Origin of the sequence: Streptomyces sp. NPDC058279 (assembly GCF_042881255.1) — a bacterium.
Taxonomy (GTDB): domain Bacteria; phylum Actinomycetota; class Actinomycetes; order Streptomycetales; family Streptomycetaceae; genus Streptomyces.
Map to the genome: position 1 here is coordinate 177,246 of NZ_JBHVYA010000010.1, position 19,163 is coordinate 196,408.

At 74.5% G+C, this 19,163-nt stretch carries 11 protein-coding genes; 7 read left to right on the forward strand and 4 right to left on the reverse strand.

The window, feature by feature from the left end:
- The first annotated feature begins 106 nt into the window (after positions 1 to 106).
- Positions 107 to 2,581 (forward strand): HAD-IC family P-type ATPase, encoded by a 2,475-nt coding sequence (locus tag ACFVXJ_RS20820; protein ID WP_389663549.1) that lies wholly within the window; start codon positions 107 to 109, stop codon positions 2,579 to 2,581.
- Positions 2,582 to 2,608: 27 nt separating this feature from the next.
- Here the strand turns inward: ACFVXJ_RS20820 and ACFVXJ_RS20825 are convergent, their stop codons facing one another.
- Positions 2,609 to 2,992 carry a hypothetical protein gene (locus ACFVXJ_RS20825; protein ID WP_389663551.1) on the reverse strand — a complete coding sequence of 128 codons (384 nt, stop codon included), beginning with the start codon at positions 2,990 to 2,992 and terminating at the stop codon, positions 2,609 to 2,611.
- A 267-nt stretch (positions 2,993 to 3,259) separates the two neighbouring features.
- Here ACFVXJ_RS20825 and ACFVXJ_RS20830 point away from each other — a divergent pair, with 267 nt between their 5' ends.
- Positions 3,260 to 4,570: a helix-turn-helix domain-containing protein gene (locus tag ACFVXJ_RS20830; protein ID WP_389663553.1), complete on the forward strand. Its 1,311-nt coding sequence runs from the start codon at positions 3,260 to 3,262 to the stop codon at positions 4,568 to 4,570.
- A 17-nt stretch (positions 4,571 to 4,587) separates the two neighbouring features.
- Here ACFVXJ_RS20830 and ACFVXJ_RS20835 read toward each other — a convergent pair whose 3' ends face one another.
- Both ACFVXJ_RS20835 and serC read right to left on the reverse strand, forming a co-directional pair.
- Positions 4,588 to 7,716, reverse strand: coding sequence for a sacsin N-terminal ATP-binding-like domain-containing protein (locus ACFVXJ_RS20835; protein ID WP_389663555.1), 3,129 nt, complete (start codon positions 7,714 to 7,716; stop codon positions 4,588 to 4,590).
- Positions 7,717 to 7,916: 200 nt separating this feature from the next.
- Positions 7,917 to 9,038: a phosphoserine transaminase gene (gene serC / locus ACFVXJ_RS20840; protein ID WP_361314761.1), complete on the reverse strand. Its 1,122-nt coding sequence runs from the start codon at positions 9,036 to 9,038 to the stop codon at positions 7,917 to 7,919.
- Positions 9,039 to 9,213: 175 nt separating this feature from the next.
- Here serC and ACFVXJ_RS20845 point away from each other — a divergent pair, with 175 nt between their 5' ends.
- Both ACFVXJ_RS20845 and ACFVXJ_RS20850 read left to right on the forward strand, forming a co-directional pair.
- Positions 9,214 to 11,856 (forward strand): FAD-binding and (Fe-S)-binding domain-containing protein, encoded by a 2,643-nt coding sequence (locus ACFVXJ_RS20845; RefSeq protein WP_389663617.1) that lies wholly within the window; start codon positions 9,214 to 9,216, stop codon positions 11,854 to 11,856.
- A 76-nt stretch (positions 11,857 to 11,932) separates the two neighbouring features.
- Positions 11,933 to 12,904 (forward strand): DMT family transporter, encoded by a 972-nt coding sequence (locus tag ACFVXJ_RS20850; RefSeq protein ID WP_389663557.1) that lies wholly within the window; start codon positions 11,933 to 11,935, stop codon positions 12,902 to 12,904.
- Between the two features lie 13 nt (positions 12,905 to 12,917).
- Here ACFVXJ_RS20850 and ACFVXJ_RS20855 read toward each other — a convergent pair whose 3' ends face one another.
- Entirely contained in the window at positions 12,918 to 14,540 is a 1,623-nt protein-coding gene (locus tag ACFVXJ_RS20855) for an alpha/beta fold hydrolase (protein WP_389663559.1), read from the reverse strand.
- A 349-nt stretch (positions 14,541 to 14,889) separates the two neighbouring features.
- Here ACFVXJ_RS20855 and ACFVXJ_RS20860 point away from each other — a divergent pair, with 349 nt between their 5' ends.
- From ACFVXJ_RS20860 to ACFVXJ_RS20870, 3 genes are all read left to right on the forward strand, one after another.
- On the forward strand, positions 14,890 to 15,750 hold the full coding sequence (locus tag ACFVXJ_RS20860; RefSeq protein WP_389663561.1) for a TIGR03084 family metal-binding protein: 861 nt from the start codon (positions 14,890 to 14,892) through the stop codon (positions 15,748 to 15,750).
- An 89-nt stretch (positions 15,751 to 15,839) separates the two neighbouring features.
- Positions 15,840 to 17,567, forward strand: coding sequence for an acyclic terpene utilization AtuA family protein (locus tag ACFVXJ_RS20865; protein WP_389663619.1), 1,728 nt, complete (start codon positions 15,840 to 15,842; stop codon positions 17,565 to 17,567).
- Entirely contained in the window at positions 17,564 to 19,162 is a 1,599-nt protein-coding gene (locus ACFVXJ_RS20870; RefSeq protein ID WP_389663563.1) for an acyl-CoA carboxylase subunit beta, read from the forward strand. The genes ACFVXJ_RS20865 and ACFVXJ_RS20870 overlap by 4 nt, the downstream gene beginning before the upstream one ends.
- The last annotated feature ends 1 nt before the right edge of the window (position 19,163 follow it).

Consider the following 19,163-nt stretch of genomic DNA (forward strand, 5'->3'; position numbering starts at 1 on the left):
ACGTCTGGCGGGGCGGGCTACCAGGGGACGATTCGGGTCATCCCGGAGTCGGATCTTCCGGCCGCTCAAGGGGTGAAGCGGGTGAACGCCCTTTACCGTCGAAAGCATGACGCAGCGGGCGAAAACCGGAACCGACGGACCGGAGCCGGGCGGTAACGGCGCCGCCGCCTCCGGGACGGCCATCGACGCGGGGGCCGAACTGGACCCGGTCCACCCGATGCGCCCGCCGGCGCCCCGGTTCAGGCCGGGCGGCCTGAGCACGGCGGAGGTCGCCGAACGCGTCGCGCGCGGCGACGTCAACGACGTGCCCGTGCGCTCCTCGCGCTCCACCTCCGAGATCGTGCGGGCGAACGTCTTCACCCGCTTCAACGCCATCATCGGCGTCCTGTGGCTGATCATGCTGTTCGTCGCGCCGATCCAGGACAGCCTCTTCGGCTTCGTGATCATCGCGAACACCGGCATCGGCATCATCCAGGAGCTGCGCGCCAAGAAGACCCTCGACGGGCTCGCCGTCATCGGCGAGGCCAAGCCCAGCGTCCGCCGCGACGGCAGGACCGGCGAGATCTCCACCTCCGAGATCGTCCTCGGCGACGTCATCGAACTAGGGCCGGGCGACAAGGTCGTCGTCGACGGGGTGCTCGGCGAAGCCGACGGCCTGGAGATCGACGAGTCCCTGCTCACCGGCGAGGCCGACCCGGTGCTCAAGAAGCCCACCGACCAGGTCATGTCCGGCTCCTTCGTCGTCGCCGGCGGCGGCGCGTTCACCGCCACCAAGGTCGGCCGGGCGGCCTATGCCGCACAGCTCGCCGAGGAAGCCTCCCGCTTCACGCTCGTCCACTCCGAGCTGCGCACCGGCATCTCCACCATCCTCAAGTACGTCACCTGGATGATGGTCCCGACCTCGATCGGCCTCGTCGTCAGCCAGCTCGTCGTCAAGCAATCCGACGTCAAGGACTCCATCGCCCGGACCGTCGGGGGCATCGTGCCGATGATCCCCGAGGGGCTCGTGCTGCTGACGTCCGTCGCCTTCGCCGTCGGAGTCGTCCGGCTCGGCCGCAAGCAGTGCCTGGTCCAGGAACTGCCCGCCATCGAAGGGCTCGCGCGCGTCGACGTCGTCTGCCTCGACAAGACCGGCACCCTCACCGAAGGGGGCATGGACGTCACCGAGCTGCGCCCGCTCGACGGCGAGGACGGCGCGTACGTGGAGAAGGTGCTCGGCGCGCTCGGGGAGTCCGACCCGCGCCCCAACGCAAGCCTCCAGGCCATCATCGACGCCTACCCCGACAACGCGGAGTGGCGCTGCACCGAATCGCTGCCGTTCTCCTCCGCCCGCAAGTACAGCGGCGCCAGCCTCAGCGAGGGCGACGGCGAGAACAACACCTGGCTGCTGGGCGCCCCCGACGTGCTGCTGCCGGCCGGCGCCCCGGTCTTGGAGGAGATCGACGCCCTCAACGAACAGGGCCTACGGGTTCTCCTCCTGGCCCGGTCCGCCCGCGAACTGGACGACCCGGCCGTGGCCGACGGAGTCCGGCCCACCGCCCTCGTCGTCCTGGAGCAGCGGTTGCGTCCCGACGCCGCCGACACGCTGCGCTACTTCGCGGAGCAGGACGTCAAGGCCAAGGTCATCTCCGGCGACAACGCCGTCTCCGTCGGCGCGGTCGCCGGGAAGCTCGGTCTGCCGGGCGCGCAGAACACCGTCGACGCGCGCGAACTGCCCGACGCGAAGGACGACATGGCCGAGGTGCTGGCCGGCAACGCCGTCTTCGGCCGGGTCACCCCGCAGCAGAAGCGGGACATGGTCGCGGCCCTCCAGTCCAAGGGGCACACGGTCGCCATGACCGGCGACGGCGTCAACGACGTCCTCGCCCTCAAGGACGCCGACATCGGGGTGAGCATGGGCTCCGGCTCGGAGGCCACCCGCGCGGTCGCGCAGATCGTGCTGCTGAACAACAGCTTCGCCACGCTGCCCTCGGTGGTGGCGGAAGGACGCCGGGTCATCGGCAACATCACCCGGGTGGCCACGCTCTTCCTCGTGAAGACCGTCTACTCGGTGCTGCTGGCCGTCCTGGTGGTCTGCGCCCAGGTGGAGTACCCGTTCCTGCCGCGCCACCTGACGCTGCTGTCGACGCTGACGATCGGCGTCCCCGCGTTCTTCCTCGCGCTCGCGCCCAACAACGAGCGGGCGAAACCGCACTTCGTGAGACGGGTGATGCGGTACGCGATCCCGGGCGGGGTGATCGCGGCGGTCGCCACCTTCGTGACGTACCTGCTCGCCCGCCACCACTACACCGGCGCGGACAGCCTGCGTGCCGAGACCAGCGCCGCGACGCTGACCCTGTTCCTGACCTCGATGTGGGTGCTGGCGATCATCGCCCGCCCGTACACGTGGTGGCGGATCGCCCTGGTCGGGGCGATGGGCGGGGCGTTCCTCCTGGTCCTGGTCGTGCCGTCGTTGCAGGAGTTCTTCCAGCTCCGGCTGGAGGGCGACGTACTGCCGTGGACCGCCGTCGGCATCGCCGCCGCCGCCTCCGCGTCGATCGAGTTCACCTTCCGCTGGGTCGACCGGAAGTTCCCGGCCTAGACCGGGAACCAGCGTGCGGGAGCCGGTTCAGCCGAAGTTGCACTCGGCGAGGCCGGTGCGCCATGCGTTGGAGTCGTCCGTGTAGGGCGCGTACACCCAGCCGGCGCTGTTGCCGTACCAGCCGCTCGAGTGCCACTCGTTGTCGACGTAGTACCAGACGTTGCCCTGGTTGGCGATGTTCTCGCCGCGCTTCCAGCACAGGACGTCGACGTAGTCCCCGTTGAAGACGTCCGAGGTGACCTTGCCCGACGTCGAGGTGTGGTTGCCGTAGACGCCCACCCCGTGCGAGGTGGACAGGCGGGTCCACCCGCTGGTGGCGGAGGCGGTGGTGATCCCCGTGGCCAGCGCGCCTACGGTCAGGGCCGCGACCGTCGCGGCCATGGCGCCGCGGCGCCCGAGCGTGAACTTCATGGGTGTCTCCTGTCGGAAGTCGGCTGCCGGGCCCGTCCACCGGGTCCGGCGATGGGGCCAACCATCGGCAGCGGTGCCGGTGTCCGACAAGGCCGTTCGACGTGCTGGGACAAGCCCGGACGGCCCCGGACGCGACGGCCTCCCGGACCCGGCGGAGTTGGCCGGTCGAACGGTTACGGGGCCGGGCTCGCCGCTCGTAGGATCCGGACGCCCGGCCGCCGTGGGACACCTTCGGACGGGCCGGTCCAGGGGGATGGAGCGGGGGGCATGGCGATGCCGGAACGGGAAGGGTTACGGCGGCCGGAGTCGGTCGCCGATTTCATCGGGGAGCTGCGGGGGCTCAAGGCGGTGGCGGGGCTGTCCCTGCGCGAGTTGCAGCGGCGTACGGGGCTGCCCCGGTCGACCATCGCGCACGCCCTGCGGACGGACCGGCCGACGCTGCCGCCGTGGGACCGGGTCCTGGCCCTGCTGCGGGCCCTGGGGGTGGCCGAGACCGCGCTGCCGGCGTGGAAGCAGGCGTGGACGGGGCTTCGGCTGGCAGCGGATGCCGGGGCGCGGGCGCGGGTCGAGGGCCGCTCGAAGGGGTCCGACGCGACACCCGTGGCGGCCGAGGGGACCCCGGCGGGTTGCGACGGAGCCGCGGTGCAGGCCGACCGGGCCGCGGCGGACGGGGACTTCGCGGGCGGCGGGTCCGGGGCCGTGGAAGGGGTCACGGCCCCCGTACGGGGATTTCGGCGCGGCCCCTCCCGACAGCGGGTGCTCACGCATGCCGCGAGCCTGCTCCTCGGCGTCTGCATCGGCGTCGGCGCGATGGAAGGTCTGGCCGGCGTGGACACCGCCGGGAGTCCGGCCGGTGTCAAGGTGGGGTACCCGGTGGAGGAGCAGCCCTGTCCGTCGCCCACCGCCGATCCGGCGCCCGACCCGGCGGGCGTCGCCGACGCGGGCCCGCGGACCGGGAACGAGTCGGCGGCCTGGGTGGCGCGGGCCGCCGCGGACCAGCAGGTCCTGGGCGGTACCGACGTGGTGCTGCCGGTCACCAACGCGGTGACCGCGGGGAACGCGCTCGTCGTCACGATGATGCTGACCGCCACCTGTCCCGGCCCGCTCACGGTGACCGACACCCAGGGGAACACCTTCCGGATCGTGGCCGAGGAGACCGATGGCCGCCTGCACCGGACGCTGGTCCTCGCCGCCTTCCACGTCCGTCCGCTCAGCACGGCGGACTCGATCCGGGTGACGTACCCGCACGCGAGCAAGTACCACGTCGCCGTGGACGAGTTCAGCGGGATCAGCCGGGCCGTCGGGTACGCGCGGGCGCACGGCGAATCCGGCCAGACCGCGTTCAGCACCTCGTCGACCCGGCTCGACTGCGCCGCCGGGGACCTCGTGGTGGGCACCGTCGGGTCCAACAGCGGCACCGCCCCGGCCTTCACCGGCGAGTGGACCGCGCTGCCGGTCCTCAGGCTGTCGTCCTACCGGCTGTCCACGGCGTACCGGATCGTCCCCGCGGCCCAGATGTGCGCCGTCACGGGGACCACCACGTCCCAGTGGGCAGCGGCCGCGGTGGTCTTCCGCTGAGGGGGCCGGGCGCGGGATCAGTCGAACCAGCGGTCGCGGGCCAGTTCCGCCGTGCGGGAGGGGTCCTCCAGCAGGGCAGCGACCTCGAAGCGGCGCGGCCACTGGCCCGCCGACCAGGCGAGACCGGCCGCGACGCCCTCCAGCGTGGCGGCGTGCAGGGTGCCGTCCGGGGTGCGGCGCCAGTCGAGTTCCGTGCCGCCCGCGACGAGTTCCTCGTGCTCGACGTACGTCCGCGGCGTCGCGGGGCCCAGCAGGACCCGTACCGCCTCCGGGACCTCGTGCTCCTCGCCCGGGGTCGTGACCTCCGCCGGGACGGTGTCCGACAGACGGCGCACCTGGAGCAGTTCCGCCAGGTCGGCGGCCCGGGCGGGGGCGACCGGCAGCAGGGGCAGGCCGGCCGTCAGGGGCAGCAGGTCGGGGGCGTCGGCGATCACCGCGTCGGCCGCGTCCACCACCCGGACCTCGCCGTCCACCACCGCCCGCAGGTCGTCGGGGAGGGTGACCTGTTCGGGGTCCAGTTCGGCCAGCGCCCCGTAGAGGGCGTGCAGCTGGCGGTCCGAGACCTCCCGGTCCGGGTCGGCGAGGCGGCCCAGGAGCTCGGCCGCGCCGCCGGGTTCGTCGAGCAGGGCGTCCACGGTGGTCCGTACGCCGAGGGCCCGCAGCACCTGCTCGTCCTCGAAGCCGGTGGCGTCGGCGGAGGTGTAGAGCCCGGCCAGCAGCGGGTCGCCGCCCGCCGCGCGCAGACCGGCCGGGCGGCGGCCGTCGAGCACCGGGTGGTCGCGCAGCCACCAGGCGGTGTACGGGCGCACGGAGCGGGTGGTGCCGTCGGGGAGCAGGACCCGCACGGGTTGGGTCAGCGCGTCGCGCAGCGGGGGTTGGGCGAGCATGGCCAGGGCCTGGGGCCAGCGGTCGTCGTCGACCAGGTCCAGGTCCCGTACGCCGATCAGTTCGGTGGCCACCGGCGGCAGGGGGGTGTCCGGGAGCTGGTCCAGCAGGTCCTCGCACCACACGTCGACGGCGTCCAGCAGGCCGGCGTCGTCCGGCTCGGCGAAGTCGCCGTCGCGGGGCTCCAGTTCGTCGGGGTCGAGGACGACGTCGGTGGCACGGACCAGCTGGAAGGTGCCCAGCACCCCGACGGCGGTGAGGGTTCGGGCGTCCCAGCGCTCGGCGAAGCCCGGGTCGAGGTACGGGATCTCGTCCTCGCGGATCACCGACGCGAGCGGCGAGCCGGGCAACAGCAGCTCGCCGGCCGGGGTCGGTTCGCCGTCCTCGTCGGGCAGGGCGAGGGCGCCCAGCCACGGCTCGTCGCCGGGCTCCAGGCCGGCGTCGCGGACCAGGGTCAGGACCACCTCGGCCAGCTCGTCGGCGTCCGGCGCGTCCTCGTCCCAGATCTCGCCCGCGTCCAGGGAGGCCGCCACCGCCGCCCGGACCTGCGGGGTGGTCAGGACCGCGCGCGGGGTCGCCGGGAGCGCGCCGAGCTTCTCCAGCAGCGGGTGCGCGGCCTCGGGGTGGGCCACCTTGAGTCCGAGCCGGGCCAGCCCCTCGGGGGTGTCGGTGCCGGGCAGCAGGATGTGGCGCGGCCCGATCGCCGTGCGTCCGTCGGCGAGCGGCACGGGCAGCCCGGACAGCCGGTCCGGGTCGACCCCGGCGAGGCTGTCGTAGAGCCGGTACCACCACTCGGGGGTGCGCTCGATGCCGGCGATCCGCTCGATCGCGTCGCCCAGCGGCAGCCGGCCGACGCCGAGGTGGCGCAGCTCGGGGCGGCGCTCCAGCCCGGCCGGGAGCAGGGTCGGCAGCACCTCCGCCAGGACCCGTACGGTGTCGGCGCCGGCGCCCTCGACCACCTCCGCCTCGAAGGGGCGCAGTGCCTTCAGCTCCTCGGAGGGCGCGGCGGGCGCGAGGAACGCCGTACGGGGCAGCCGCCGCAGGACGGCGCCGCGCAGGGCCCCGTCGAGCTCGCTCTTGCCGAGCGGGCCGGGCACGAGGTCGACCAGGTCGGTGCTCACCGGCTCCCAGTCGCGCAGGAGTTCGGCGTAGGCGTCGGCGGCGCGCTCCACGAGGAAGTCGGTCAGCGGGCCGGGCGCGGGGTGGCGCCGGCTGGTGTCGAGCGGCAGCGAGGCGATGAGGAGGGCGGGGATGCCCAGCGGCTCGTCGGTCGGGGTGGGCGCGTGGACGACGGGCGCGGTGCGCGGGTACTGGGGCGCGCCCTCGATGTCGGCGGGCACCGCCCAGGTGACCGTCCAGAAGGGCCGGAGCCGTTCCTCCACGGGCCGGTCGGCGAGCAGGGCGGGCTCGATGGGGCCGCTGTGGCGGACGGTGCGCCAGCGGTGCGTGCCCGAGGCGGAGTCCTCGATGACGGTGTACGGGCCTTCGGTGCGCCGGTACAGCACCCGGTGCCCGGCGGCGGGGGTCTCCACGACGACCTCGCGCAGCCCGGGCAGCGTCAGGAGCAGCGCGTCGTCGATCCCGGCCAGCAGCCGCTCCACGAGTTCCTCGGCGGCGGTGTCGCGCAGCGGGAGGACCACGACGGTGTCGTAGCCCTGCGGCGCCGTGCCCTCGGCGGGCAACGGCAGGCGCAGCAGCGGGACGTGGCCGTCGCGGCGGCGCAGCTCGTCACCGAGGCCGGGGCTGCCGCCCGATGCCTCCCGGGCCAGTTCGCGGGCCTCGGCGAGGGACCAGCGGACCCCGCCGTGCCGGCCGAGTACGGCGGGCTCGTCGGTGACGGCGAGGACGGCCGCGAAGCCGACGCCGAAGCGGCCCACGGTCTCGGCGGAACCGCCCGCGCCGGCCGGCTCCCGCTTCGCGGAGGCCCGTAGCGTCGACAGCGACTCCACGCCCGCCGCGTCCAGCGGGGCGCCGGTGTTGGCGACGGCGAGCACCGCGTGGCCGTGTTCCCCGTCGCCCGGGTGCAGGGTGAGCCGCAGCCGGCCCGGGACGCCCGCGCGGGCGGCGGCGTCGGCCGCGTTCTGGGCCAGTTCGACGACGAGGCGGTCGCGGTAGCCGCCCAGCGCCAGGTCCTCCTCGGCGTTGGCGTCCTCGCGGAACCGGGCCGGGCCCGCGCCCCACGCGTCGAGCACCCCGCGCCGCAACCGGGCCGTGCCGAAGGGGTCCACGCCGCCCTGGGCCGCCGTCACTCGCACGCTCACGCCGCTGCCTCCAAGTATCAGTGGACCCGCACCCGGGGCGCTCGGCCCCGGACCTCATGAAGGTATCGCGTACGGCCGGCCTCTCGGCCGGTGAGGTGCGCGAACGCCACCCGGACGACGTCCGGGACGGCCGGGCCAAGGGAACGACGGGGCCCCCGGCGCCGTGCGGCACCGGGGGCCCCGTCGTACGGGTTCGCGCGTTACAGCTTCTCGATCACGTAGTCGACGCAGGCGGTGAGCGCCTGCACGTCGGCCGGGTCGATCGCCGGGAACATCGCGACGCGCAGCTGGTTGCGGCCGAGCTTGCGGTAGGGCTCGGTGTCCACGATGCCGTTGGCGCGCAGCACCTTGGCGACGGCGGCCGCGTCGATGTCGTCCGAGAAGTCGATCGTGCCGATGACGGACGAGCGCTTGGCGGGGTCCGCGACGAACGGGGTCGCGTACTTCGACGCCTCCGCCCAGCCGTACAGGTTGCGGGCGCTGGCCGCGCTGCGACCGGTGGTGAACTCCAGGCCGCCCTGGCCGTTCATCCACTCCAGCTGCTGGTTCAGCAGGAAGAGCGTGGCGAGCGCCGGGGTGTTGTACGTCTGGTTCTTCAGCGAGTTGTCGATCGCGGTGGGCAGCGAGAAGAACTCGGGGATGTGCCGGCTGCCGGACGCGTGGACGCGGGCCGCGCGCTCCAGGGCCGCCGGGGAGAACGCCGCCAGCCACAGGCCGCCGTCGGAGGCGAACGACTTCTGCGGGGCGAAGTAGTAGACGTCGGTCTCGGTGATGTCCACCGGCAGACCACCGGCGCCCGAGGTCGCGTCCACCAGGACGAGGGACCCGGCGTCGGCGCCCGCGACGCGCTTGATCGGCGCCGCGACACCCGTCGAGGTCTCGTTGTGGGTGTACGCGTACACGTCCACGCCCGCCTCGGCGACCGGCTCGGGGTGGGTGCCCGGCTCGGAGGAGATCACGGAGGGCGCGTCCAGCCACGGCGCGAGCTTCGCGGCGGTGGCGAACTTGGAGGAGAACTCACCGAAGGTGAGGTGCTGCGACTTCTTCTCGATGAGACCGGCCGTCGCGATGTCCCAGAAGGCGGTGGAGCCGCCGTTGCCCAGGATCACCTCGTAGCCCTCGGGCAGGGAGAAGAGGTCCCGGAGTCCCTGGCGCACCGAGCCGACCAGGTTCTTGACCGGGGCCTGGCGGTGTGAGGTTCCGAGCAGGGAGGTACCGGTGGCGGCCAGGGCGTCGAGCGCCTCGGTCCGCACCTTGGAGGGGCCCGCGCCGAAGCGTCCGTCGGCGGGCTTGATGTCAGCGGGAATCTGGATCTCAGCCACGAGCGGAGCGTATCGGGTCCCGGTCGCCGTTCCGGGAGCGCGTCCACCCGATGAGACGCACGGCGGCGGTGGCAGGGTGGACATCGTGACGGCATCCGGGGAAGTCGAACGGACATTGCGGGCGAACGTGCGCGGGGACGTGGACTTCGGCGCCGCCGCGCGGGCGCTGGTGACCATGGACGCCTCGAACTACCGGCGCGTCCCGCTCGGCGTCGTCGCGCCGCGCGACGCCGAGGACGTGGCGGCGGCGCTGCGGGTGTGCGCCGAGGCCGGGGTCCCGGTCGTGCCGCGCGGCGGGGGGACCTCCGTCGCGGGCCAGGCCACCGGCACCGGGGTGGTGCTCGACCTGACCCGCCACATGAACGCCCTGGTGGCGCTGGACCCGGCCGCCCGGACCGCCGTCGTCCAACCGGGCCTCGTACTGGACCGGCTGCGGGAGGCGGCGCGCCCGCACGGGCTGACCTTCGGCCCCGACCCCTCCACCCGCTCCCGCTGCACGCTGGGCGGGATGATCGGCAACAACGCGTGCGGGGCCCACTCGGTGGCCTGGGGCACCACCGCCGACAACATGACGGAGCTGGCGGTGACCGCGTACGGCGGCGCCGCGCACCGGATCGGCACGGGCTGGACCGGCGCCCCCGAGGGCCTGCGCGAGCTGGTCTCCCAGAACCTGGCGGTGCTGCGCACGGGCATGGCCGGCGGCTTCTCCCGCCGCGTCTCCGGTTACGGCGGCCTGGACGCCCTGCTCCCCGAGCGCGGGGTGGGGCAGGCCCGCGCGTTCTGCGGGAGCGAGGGCACGCTCGGGGTGGTGACCGAGGCGGTGGTGCGCCTGGTGGAGGCGCCGCGCGCGCCGGTCCTCGCGGTGCTCGGGTACGCCGACGAGAGCGCGGCGGCCGACGCGGCGGCGGGGCTGCTGCCGTACCGCCCGCTGACGGTGGAGGGCATGGCCCGGGACCTGGTCGGCCCGGCGGCGCGGGACCTGCCGCGCGGCGGGGCGTGGCTGTTCGTCGAGATGCGGGACGAGGGCGCCGCCCGGACGCTGGTCCGGGGCGCCGACGCCCTGGCCGCGGCGCTGGTCACCGACCCGGCCGGACAGCGGACCCTGTGGCGGATCCGCGAGGACGCGGCGGGCACGGCGACCCGGCTGCCGACCGGGGAGATGGCCTGGCCGGGCTGGGAGGACTGCGCGGTGCCGCCGGTCCGGCTCGGCGCCTACCTGCGGGAGTTCCGGGCGCTGCTGGCGCGGCACGGGCTGCACGGGTCCCCGTACGGGCACTTCGGGGAGGGCTGCGTCCACGTACGGATCGACTTCGACCTGGTGTCGGCGGCGGGCGTGGCCCGCTTCCGGGAGTTCTCCTCGGCGCTGGCGGACCTCGTCGTCTCGCACGGCGGCTCCCTGTCGGGGGAGCACGGCGACGGGCAGGCGCGCGCCGAACTGCTGCCCAGGATGTACGGGCCCCGGGTGCTGGAGCTGTTCCGCGCCTACAAGGACGTGTGGGACCCGGCGGGCGGCATGAACCCGGGGATGCTGGTCCGCCCGGCGCGGCTGGACGAGAACCTGCGCTTCGCGGTGCTGCCGGCGACGCCGTTCGCCGGGGAGGTGGCCCGCTGCGTCGGCGTCGCGAAGTGCCGGGGTACGGAGCCGGTCGGCGCGGAGGTCATGTGTCCCTCGTACCGGGTCACCGGGGACGAGCGGCATTCCACCCGGGGGCGGGCGCGGCTGCTGCACGAGATGCTGGCCGGGGAGATCGTCACGGACGGTTGGCGCTCGACGGAGGTCGCCGAGGCGCTGGACCTGTGCCTGGCCTGCAAGGGGTGCCGCAGCGACTGCCCGGTGGGCGTGGACATGGCGACGTACAAGTCGGAGTTCCTGGAGCGGCACTGGGCCGGCCGGGTCCGGCCGCTGTCCCACTACACGCTGGGCGGGTTGCCGCAGTGGCTGCGGCTGATCGCCGCGCTGCGGGCGGCGGGGCCGGTGGGCGCCGCCGCCCGTCTGGTGCCGGTGCCGGGGCTGGACCGGCGCCGGGCCCTGCCGGCGCCGGCCCGGGAGCCCTTCACCCGGTGGTGGCGGCGGTCCGGAGCACGCCGGTCGGGGGCGGCCCCCGGCCCCGGGGGCGTCACGCTGTGGCCGGACACCTTCACCGAGTACCTGTCCCCGGAGACCGGCCGGGCCGCCGTACGGGTCCTGACGGCGGCCGGGCTGGGGGTGTCCCTGCCGCCCGGCCGGGTCTGCTGCGGTCTGACGTACCTCTCCACCGGCCGCCGGGCCCGCGCCCGGCAGGTCCTCACCCGCACCCTGGACACCCTCGGGGAGGCGGCCGGCCCGGTGGTGGTCCTCGAACCGAGCTGCGCGGCGGCCCTGCGTACCGACCTGCCGGCCCTGCTGCCGGACGACCCGCGCGCCGCGCGGCTGGCGGCGGCCGTCCGGACCTTCGCGGAGACCCTGGAGGAGTACGCCCCGCAGTGGCGCCCGCCGCGCCTGGACCGGCCGGTGGCGGGCCAGACCCACTGCCACCAGCACGCCGTGCTCGGGGACGCGGCCGACCGCCGGCTGCGCGAGCGGGCCGGCCTCACCGGCGGGCTCAGCGGCGGCTGCTGCGGCCTGGCGGGCGACTTCGGCTTCGAGCCCGGTCACCACGACCTATCGGTGGCCTGCGCGGAGGAACAGCTCCTGCCCGCGCTGCGGGCCGCGCCGCCGGAGGCCGTGTTCCTGGCGGACGGGTACTCCTGCCGGACCCAGATCGCGCAGCTCGGCGAAGGCCGCCGGGCCCGCCACCTCGCGGAGGTCTTGGCGGACGTCCTCGGCGAGCGGCTTTAGCGCCGGTTACGGGGGTGTGCGCAAGGTAAGGAAGAACACGGCGTCGCACCCGTTACGTACCCCTTAGCCTGGTGGAATGACCCCGTCCCCCTCGGCTTCCGACACCGTGCCCGCGTCCCCCGACAGCGCCTCCCGCACCGGCGCGCCCCGCGACGCGGCGCCGTCCGCCTCCGGTGTACGGGCGCGGTTCGGGCCGGTCGCGCTGGTGGTCTCGGCCGGGGTCTCGGTGCAGTTCGGCGCCGCCCTCGCCGTCATGGTGATGCCCCGGACGGGCGCGGCGGGCGTGGTCACCCTGCGGCTCGCGGCGGCGGCCCTGGTGCTGCTGCTGGTGTGCCGGCCCAAGGTGCGCGGCTACGCCCGGGCCGACTGGACCACCGTGTTCTGGTTCGGCGTGACCATGGCCGGCATGAACGGCCTCTTCTACCAGGCGATCGACCGCATCCCGCTGGGCCCGGCCGTCACCCTGGAGGTGCTCGGCCCGCTCGCCCTGTCGGTGCTCGTGTCCCGGCGCCTGATGAACCTGCTGTGGGCGGCCCTCGCGCTGGCCGGAGTGGCCCTGCTCGCCGGCCACGGCGAGGGCGGCTTCGGCGGCCTCGACCCGCTGGGCGCCGCCTTCGCGGTCGGGGCGGGCGCCATGTGGGCGGCGTACATCGTCTTCAGCGCGCGCACGGGCCGCCGCTTCCCGCAGGCGGACGGCCTGGCCCTGGCGATGGCCGTCGCCGCGGTCATCTCGCTGCCGCTCGGGGTGGTCGAGGCCGGCTCCGACCTCGTCGTGCCGAGCACCCTGGCGCTGGGCCTGGGCGTGGCCGTCATGTCCTCCGTCCTGCCGTACACGCTGGAACTGCTGGCCCTGCGCCGGCTGCCCGCCCCGACCTTCGCGATCCTGATGAGCCTGGAACCGGCCATCGCGGCGAGCGCCGGCTTCCTGGTCCTGCACCAGGGCATGTCCCTCGTGGACGCCCTCGCCATCGCCCTCGTCATCGCGGCCAGCATGGGCGCGGTCCGCTCCCAACTCGGCGCCCGGTCGCGTCGTACCTCGTCCTCGTAGGCCCGGCCGGTCCTCAGCCCAGCGGCAGGTCCAGGTACGAGGGGGTCGCCTCCGGGGAGGTGAAGGAGAGTGTCGCGCGGGGGAGGTTGGGGTCCGCGTAGAACGGGTCGAGGGCGTCGACGACCAGGAGGACGCGGTGCCCGGGCGGGACGTCGTACGCCGTCGCCTGGAGGTCGATGTCCGCGCTGATCAGGCTGTCCGGCGCCGAGCCGAGGTCGCTGTACGGGGCGTGCGTGATGATGTGGGCCGTCCCGTCCGGCGCGGTGTCCAGCAGGTAGGCGACGAAGCCGGAGCCCGGGTTCGCCGCCCGGTACGTCACCCGCAGCCGGGGCGTGCCGCGCAGCCGTAGGCCGGCCTCCTCGGGCGCGGTGGCCCAGACGGCGGCCACGGAGCGGTCGATGTCGCCGGTCGGGTATGCCTTCGGCAGGCCGGCGATCTCCGCGTAACCGGAGCGGACGATCTCGTCGGCGACGGTCGTCGGGGTGTCGATCCCGCAGACGACGGTCGCGGTCCAGCCCGCCTCGGGCTTCTCGGCCAGTTCCCCGCCGCCCGCGAGGTGCACCCGGCGGAACCGGCGGGTGAGGTCGTGCCAGGTGGGGGCCGCTTCGAGGGCCTTCGTCCACATCACCTCGGCGACCACCTGCCCTTCGGCGTCGATGCCGTTGTCCACGCCCTTGAGGTGGTGGTCGAGCCAGCGGTGCGCGTCGGTCCAGATCCGGTTCGGCAACCCGAGGACGCCCGACATCTCGGGGCCCGAGTGGTCGCCGATGGAGAGGTCGATGCGCTTGGGGCCGGTGAGCTCGTTGAACATCTTCAGGGTCTGGTTGCCGGGGAAGAGCGTCTCGTGCCACGCCTGCGCCAACAGGACGGGCACCCGGCGCCGGTTGAGTTCCTTGACGTGGGTGAAGGGCGAGCGCGGCTCCGCCCAGCGCAGGGTGCCGTCGAGGTCGCGGTCGGCCAGGACGTTCTCGAAGACGCCCTCCGTCTGCGGGCTGAGCCGGGCCCGCGCCGCCGCGTTCAGCAGCGCCTGTACGGAGGCGACGTGGCGGGTGGAGTTCTCCAGGAACGCCTCGCCCAGGTCGCCCCAGGTGCTCATCGCCACGACCGCGTCCACGCGGGTGTCGTGCGCGGCGACGAGCAGGCTGATGCCGGAGCCGTACGAGTCCCCGAGGAAGCCGATCTTCGTGACCGGCCCGGAGGTGCGCTCGATGACGTGGTCCAGGGCCCGGCTGCCGTCGGCGACGTCGAGCGGGCCGGCGACCTCGACCTGCCCCTCCGACGCGCCGAACCCGCGCGCGGTGTAGGCGAGGACGTCGTACCCGCGGGCGGCGAACAGGCCGGCCTGGACGGCGTACGTGAGCCAGCCGAGGTCCGTCCACGGCGCGGGCATCACGATCACCGGCCGGGGCTGCGGCCCGGTGTGCCGCCACAGCGCGGCGTCGAGCAGCGCGCCGCCGGCGCCGGTGACCTTGCCGCGGCTGAACACGACGCGCGAGCGCACCTCGGCCACGTCGGCGGCGCGGGCGGGGGACAGCCCCGTCACGTCGCCCGTCTCCAAAGCGGTGACGAAGGCGGCCAAGGCGGTGGCGTCGAGTTCGGGGTAGAGGGAGAAGGCGGCTGGGTTCGCGTACGTCACGTCGGTTCGTCCTCTTCGTCGAGTGCCTCACGTGCCATGACAGGAACGGATGTCCGCGCTGCGCGCGCATGCGCCGGGTCGCGCCGGCGGCGGGGCATTCAGTATCGGCGCGACATCGCAGACGTTCCGCGAGTTTCCGGCGTACGGCCGAAATCGCCCCCGTGCCGGCCGACGGTGGTGGGGCGTCGTTGCCCACGCCCGGCCGGTGACCCGCCCAATTCGTCCTTGCCCGGGCCCGGTTGTGCCGCCGGCGGGAAACGCGGCGACCGCCACGAAAATCATGCAAGCATGCTTGATTGTTTCTCGGACCCCTGCCAGGCTTCCCCCACGCCGAGAAGGGGAGCGCACCGTGCCCGATCCGTCCGCTGTCGCCGTCTTCGCCGATCTCCGTGCGGAGGGGGCCGAACTGGACTCGCTGGTGGGGGAGTTGCCGCAGGAAGGGTGGGCGACGGCGACACCCGCCGCCGGGTGGACCGTCGCCCATCAGATCGCCCACCTGCACTGGACCGACCAGGCCGCGCTGCTCGCCCTCACCGATGCCGAGGGCTTCGCGGTGATGGCCGAGGAGGCGGTGAAGGCACCCGACACCTTCGTGGACGAGGGCGCCGCCGAGGGGGCCCTGCTGGACCCGGCCGATCTGTCGGCCCGGTGGCGCGCGGGACGGGCCGCGCTGGACGCGGCCCTCGCCGCCGCCGACCCCGAGGCGCGCTTCCCCTGGTACGGGCCGCCGATGAAGGCCGCCTCGATGGCGAGCGCCCGGTTGATGGAGACCTGGGCGCACGGGCAGGACGTCGCCGACGCGCTCGGTGTCCGACGGGTCCCGACGGCCCGGCTGCGGCACGTCGCGCGGATCGGGGTGCGGGCGCGGGACTACGCGTACGCGGTACGGGGCCTGCCGGCGCCGGGCGCGGAGTTCCGGGTGGAGCTGCTCGCCCCGGACGGCGTCACGACCTGGGCGTACGGGCCCGAGGACGCCGAACAACGGGTCATGGGCCCGGCGTTGGACTTCTGCCTGCTGGTGACCCGGCGCGCCCATCGCGCCGACCTGGCCCTGACGGCGACCGGCGCCGACGCCGACCGCTGGCTGGACATCGCCCAGGCGTTCGCGGGCCCGCCCGGCCCGGGCCGCGCTCCGTCGGCCGACGGCGCCCCCTCGGCCGAGGACGGGGAGGGCCCCTCTTCGACGGCCGGCGCGGAGGGCTCCCGGTGAGCGGGCGGCTCCCGGTCACCGCGCGGCGGCCCCTGCGGATCGGGAACGCCTCCGGCTTCTACGGCGACCGCTTCGACGCGGTGCGCGAGATGCTGACGGGCGGCCCGCTGGACGTGCTGACCGGGGACTACCTGGCCGAGCTGACCATGCTGATCCTCGGCCGCGACCGCCTGAAGAACCCGGACCTCGGCTACGCGAAGACCTTCCTGCGCCAACTGGAGGAGAACCTGGGCCTCGCGCACGAGCGCGGCGTACGGATCGTCACCAACGCGGGCGGCCTGAACCCGGCCGGACTCGCCGACGCCATCCGCGAGCTGGCCGCGAAGACCGGGGTACCGGTGACGGTGGCGCACGTGGAGGGCGACGACCTGACGCCGTACGCCTCCGCGCGCGGTGACGCCCTGACGGCCAACGCCTACCTGGGCGGCGCGGGGATCGCGGCCTGCCTGCGCGCGGGCGCGGACGTGGTCGTCACCGGCAGGGTCACGGACGCGGCCCTGGTCAGCGGGCCGGCCGCCTGGTGGTTCGACTGGGCACCGGGCGACTTCGACCGGCTGGCGGGGGCGGTGGTGGCCGGGCACGTCCTGGAGTGCGGGACCCAGGCCACCGGCGGCAACTACGCCTTCTTCACCCGGCACGACGTCGGCCGGCCCGGGTTCCCGCTCGCGGAGGTCTCCGAGGACGGCTCGTCGGTGATCACGAAGCACCCGGGGACGGGCGGCGCCGTCACGCCCGGCACGGTCACCGCGCAGCTCCTCTACGAGACCCACGGCGCCCGGTATCCCGGCCCCGACGTGACGGCCCGGCTGGACACCGTCCGGTTGGAGCCGGCCGGACCCGACCGGGTACGGATCTCGGGGGTCCTCGGGGAGCCGCCGCCGGACACCCTCAAGGTGGGGGTGACCCGGGTCGGGGGCTGGCGCAACGAGGTCGTGTTCGTACTGACCGGCCTCGACATCGAGGAGAAGGCCGCGCTGGTCCGGGCCCAACTGGCCGAGGCGCTGCGGGAAGTGGCCGCCGTCGACTGGACCCTGTCCCGCACGGACCACGCCGACGCGCCGACGCAGGAGACCGCGAGCGCGCTGCTGCGCCTGGTGGTGCGGGACGCCTCCCCGGACCGGGTCGGCCGGTCGCTGACCGGCGCGGCGATCGAGCTGGCGCTGGCGAGCTACCCCGGCTTCCACGTCACCGCCCCGCCGGGCCCCGCCCAGCCGTACGGCGTCTTCACCGCGGACTCCGTCCCGGCCGCCGAGATCCCGCACACGGCGGTCCTCCCGGACGGCACCCGCGTCCCCGTCCCGGCCGCGCCGCTCACCGCACCCGGGACACCGCCGGGGCCGTCCGGGCGCGGAACCGGGCCCGTCGCCGGGCCCGCCCCTGAGTCCGCGCCCGAGTATCCGCCCGAGCCCGCGCCCGCCGAGCCCGCCGGGAGCGGGCCCGCGCCACAGGCGTGGGACGGCCCCACCACCCGGGCCCCGCTCGGGCGGGTGGTCGGGGCGCGCAGCGGCGACAAGGGCGGCGACGCCAACATCGGGGTCTGGGCCGAGAGCGACGACGCCTGGGCATGGCTGCGGCACACGCTCACCACCGAGGCGCTCCGCGAGCTGCTCCCGGAGACCGCCGCCCTGCCCGTCACCCGGCACGTCCTGCCGCACCTGCGCGCCCTCAACTTCACGATCACCGGCATCCTCGGCGACGGCGTCGCCTCCGCCCACCGCTTCGACCCCCAGGGCAAGGCGCTCGGCGAATGGCTGCGCGCCCGCCACCTCGACATCCCGGACCACCTGCTGTCCGCCCCGGAGGGGACCGGCCCATGACCCGTCTGACCACGACCGTCGACCCGCACGCGCCCGAGCACACCGCGGCCCGCGCCGCCGCCCTGGACCGCCTGGCCGAACTCGACGCGGCCCACGAGGGCGCCCTGCGCGGCGGCGGCGAGAAGTACACCGCCCGCCACCTCGGCCGCGGCAAGCTCCTGGCCCGCCAACGCGTCGAACTGCTGTTGGACCCCGATACCCCGTTCCTCGAACTGTCCCCACTGGCCGCCTGGGGCAGCGACTACCCGGTCGGCGCCTCGATGGTCACCGGCATCGGCACGGTGTCGGGCGTCGAGTGCCTGATCACCGCCAACGACCCCACCGTCCGCGGCGGCGCCAGCAACCCCTGGACCCTGAAGAAGGCCCTGCGGGCCAACGAGATCGCCCGGCAGAACCGGCTGCCCTGCGTCAGCCTGGTCGAGTCCGGCGGCGCCGACCTGCCCTCCCAGAAGGAGATCTTCATCCCGGGCGGCGCCGTCTTCCGCGACATCACCCGGCTGTCGGCCGACGGCATCCCCACGGTCGCCGTCGTCTTCGGCAACTCCACCGCCGGAGGCGCGTACATCCCGGGGATGTCCGACCACACCGTCATGATCAAGGACCGTTCGAAGGTGTTCCTCGGCGGTCCGCCGCTGGTCAAGATGGCCACCGGTGAGGAGAGCGACGACGAGTCCCTGGGCGGGGCCGACATGCACGCCCGGACCTCCGGCCTCGCCGACCACTACGCGCTCGACGAGCACGACGCCATCCGCCAGGCCCGCCGGATCGTCGCCCGCCTCAACCACCGCAAGCCGCACCTGGATCCCCCGCCCGCCCGCGAGCCGCTGTACGACGCGGAGGAACTCCTCGGCGTCGTCCCCGCGGACCTGAAGACGCCCTTCGATCCACGCGAGGTCATCGCCCGGATCGTCGACGCCTCCGACTTCGACGAGTTCAAGCCCCTCTACGGCACCAGCCTGGTCACCGGTTGGGCCACCCTCCACGGCTATCCGGTCGGCATCCTCGCCAACGCCCAAGGGGTGCTGTTCAGCGCCGAGTCGCAGAAGGCCGCCCAGTTCATCCAGCTCGCCAACCAGCGCGACATCCCGCTGCTGTTCCTGCACAACACCACCGGCTACATGGTCGGCAAGGAGTACGAGCAGGGCGGCATCGTCAAACACGGCTCGATGATGATCAACGCGGTCGCCAACTCCCGGGTGCCGCACCTGTCCGTCCTCATCGGGGCCAGCTACGGCGCCGGCCACTACGGGATGTGCGGCCGGGCCTACGAGCCCCGGTTCCTCTTCGCCTGGCCCAGCGCGAAGTCCGCCGTCATGGGCCCCGCCCAACTCGCCGGGGTGCTGTCGATCGTGGCCCGCCAGTCCGCCGCCGCCAAGGGACAGCCCTACGACGAGGACGCCGACGCCGGGATGCGCGCCTTCGTCGAGGCGCAGATCGAGTCCGAGTCCCTGCCGATGTTCCTGTCCGGGCGGCTCTACGACGACGGGGTCATCGACCCGCGCGACACCCGTACCGTCCTCGGCCTGTGCCTGTCGGCCGTCCACAACGCCCCCGTCGAGGGCGCCCGTGGCGGCTTCGGCGTCTTCCGGATGTGAG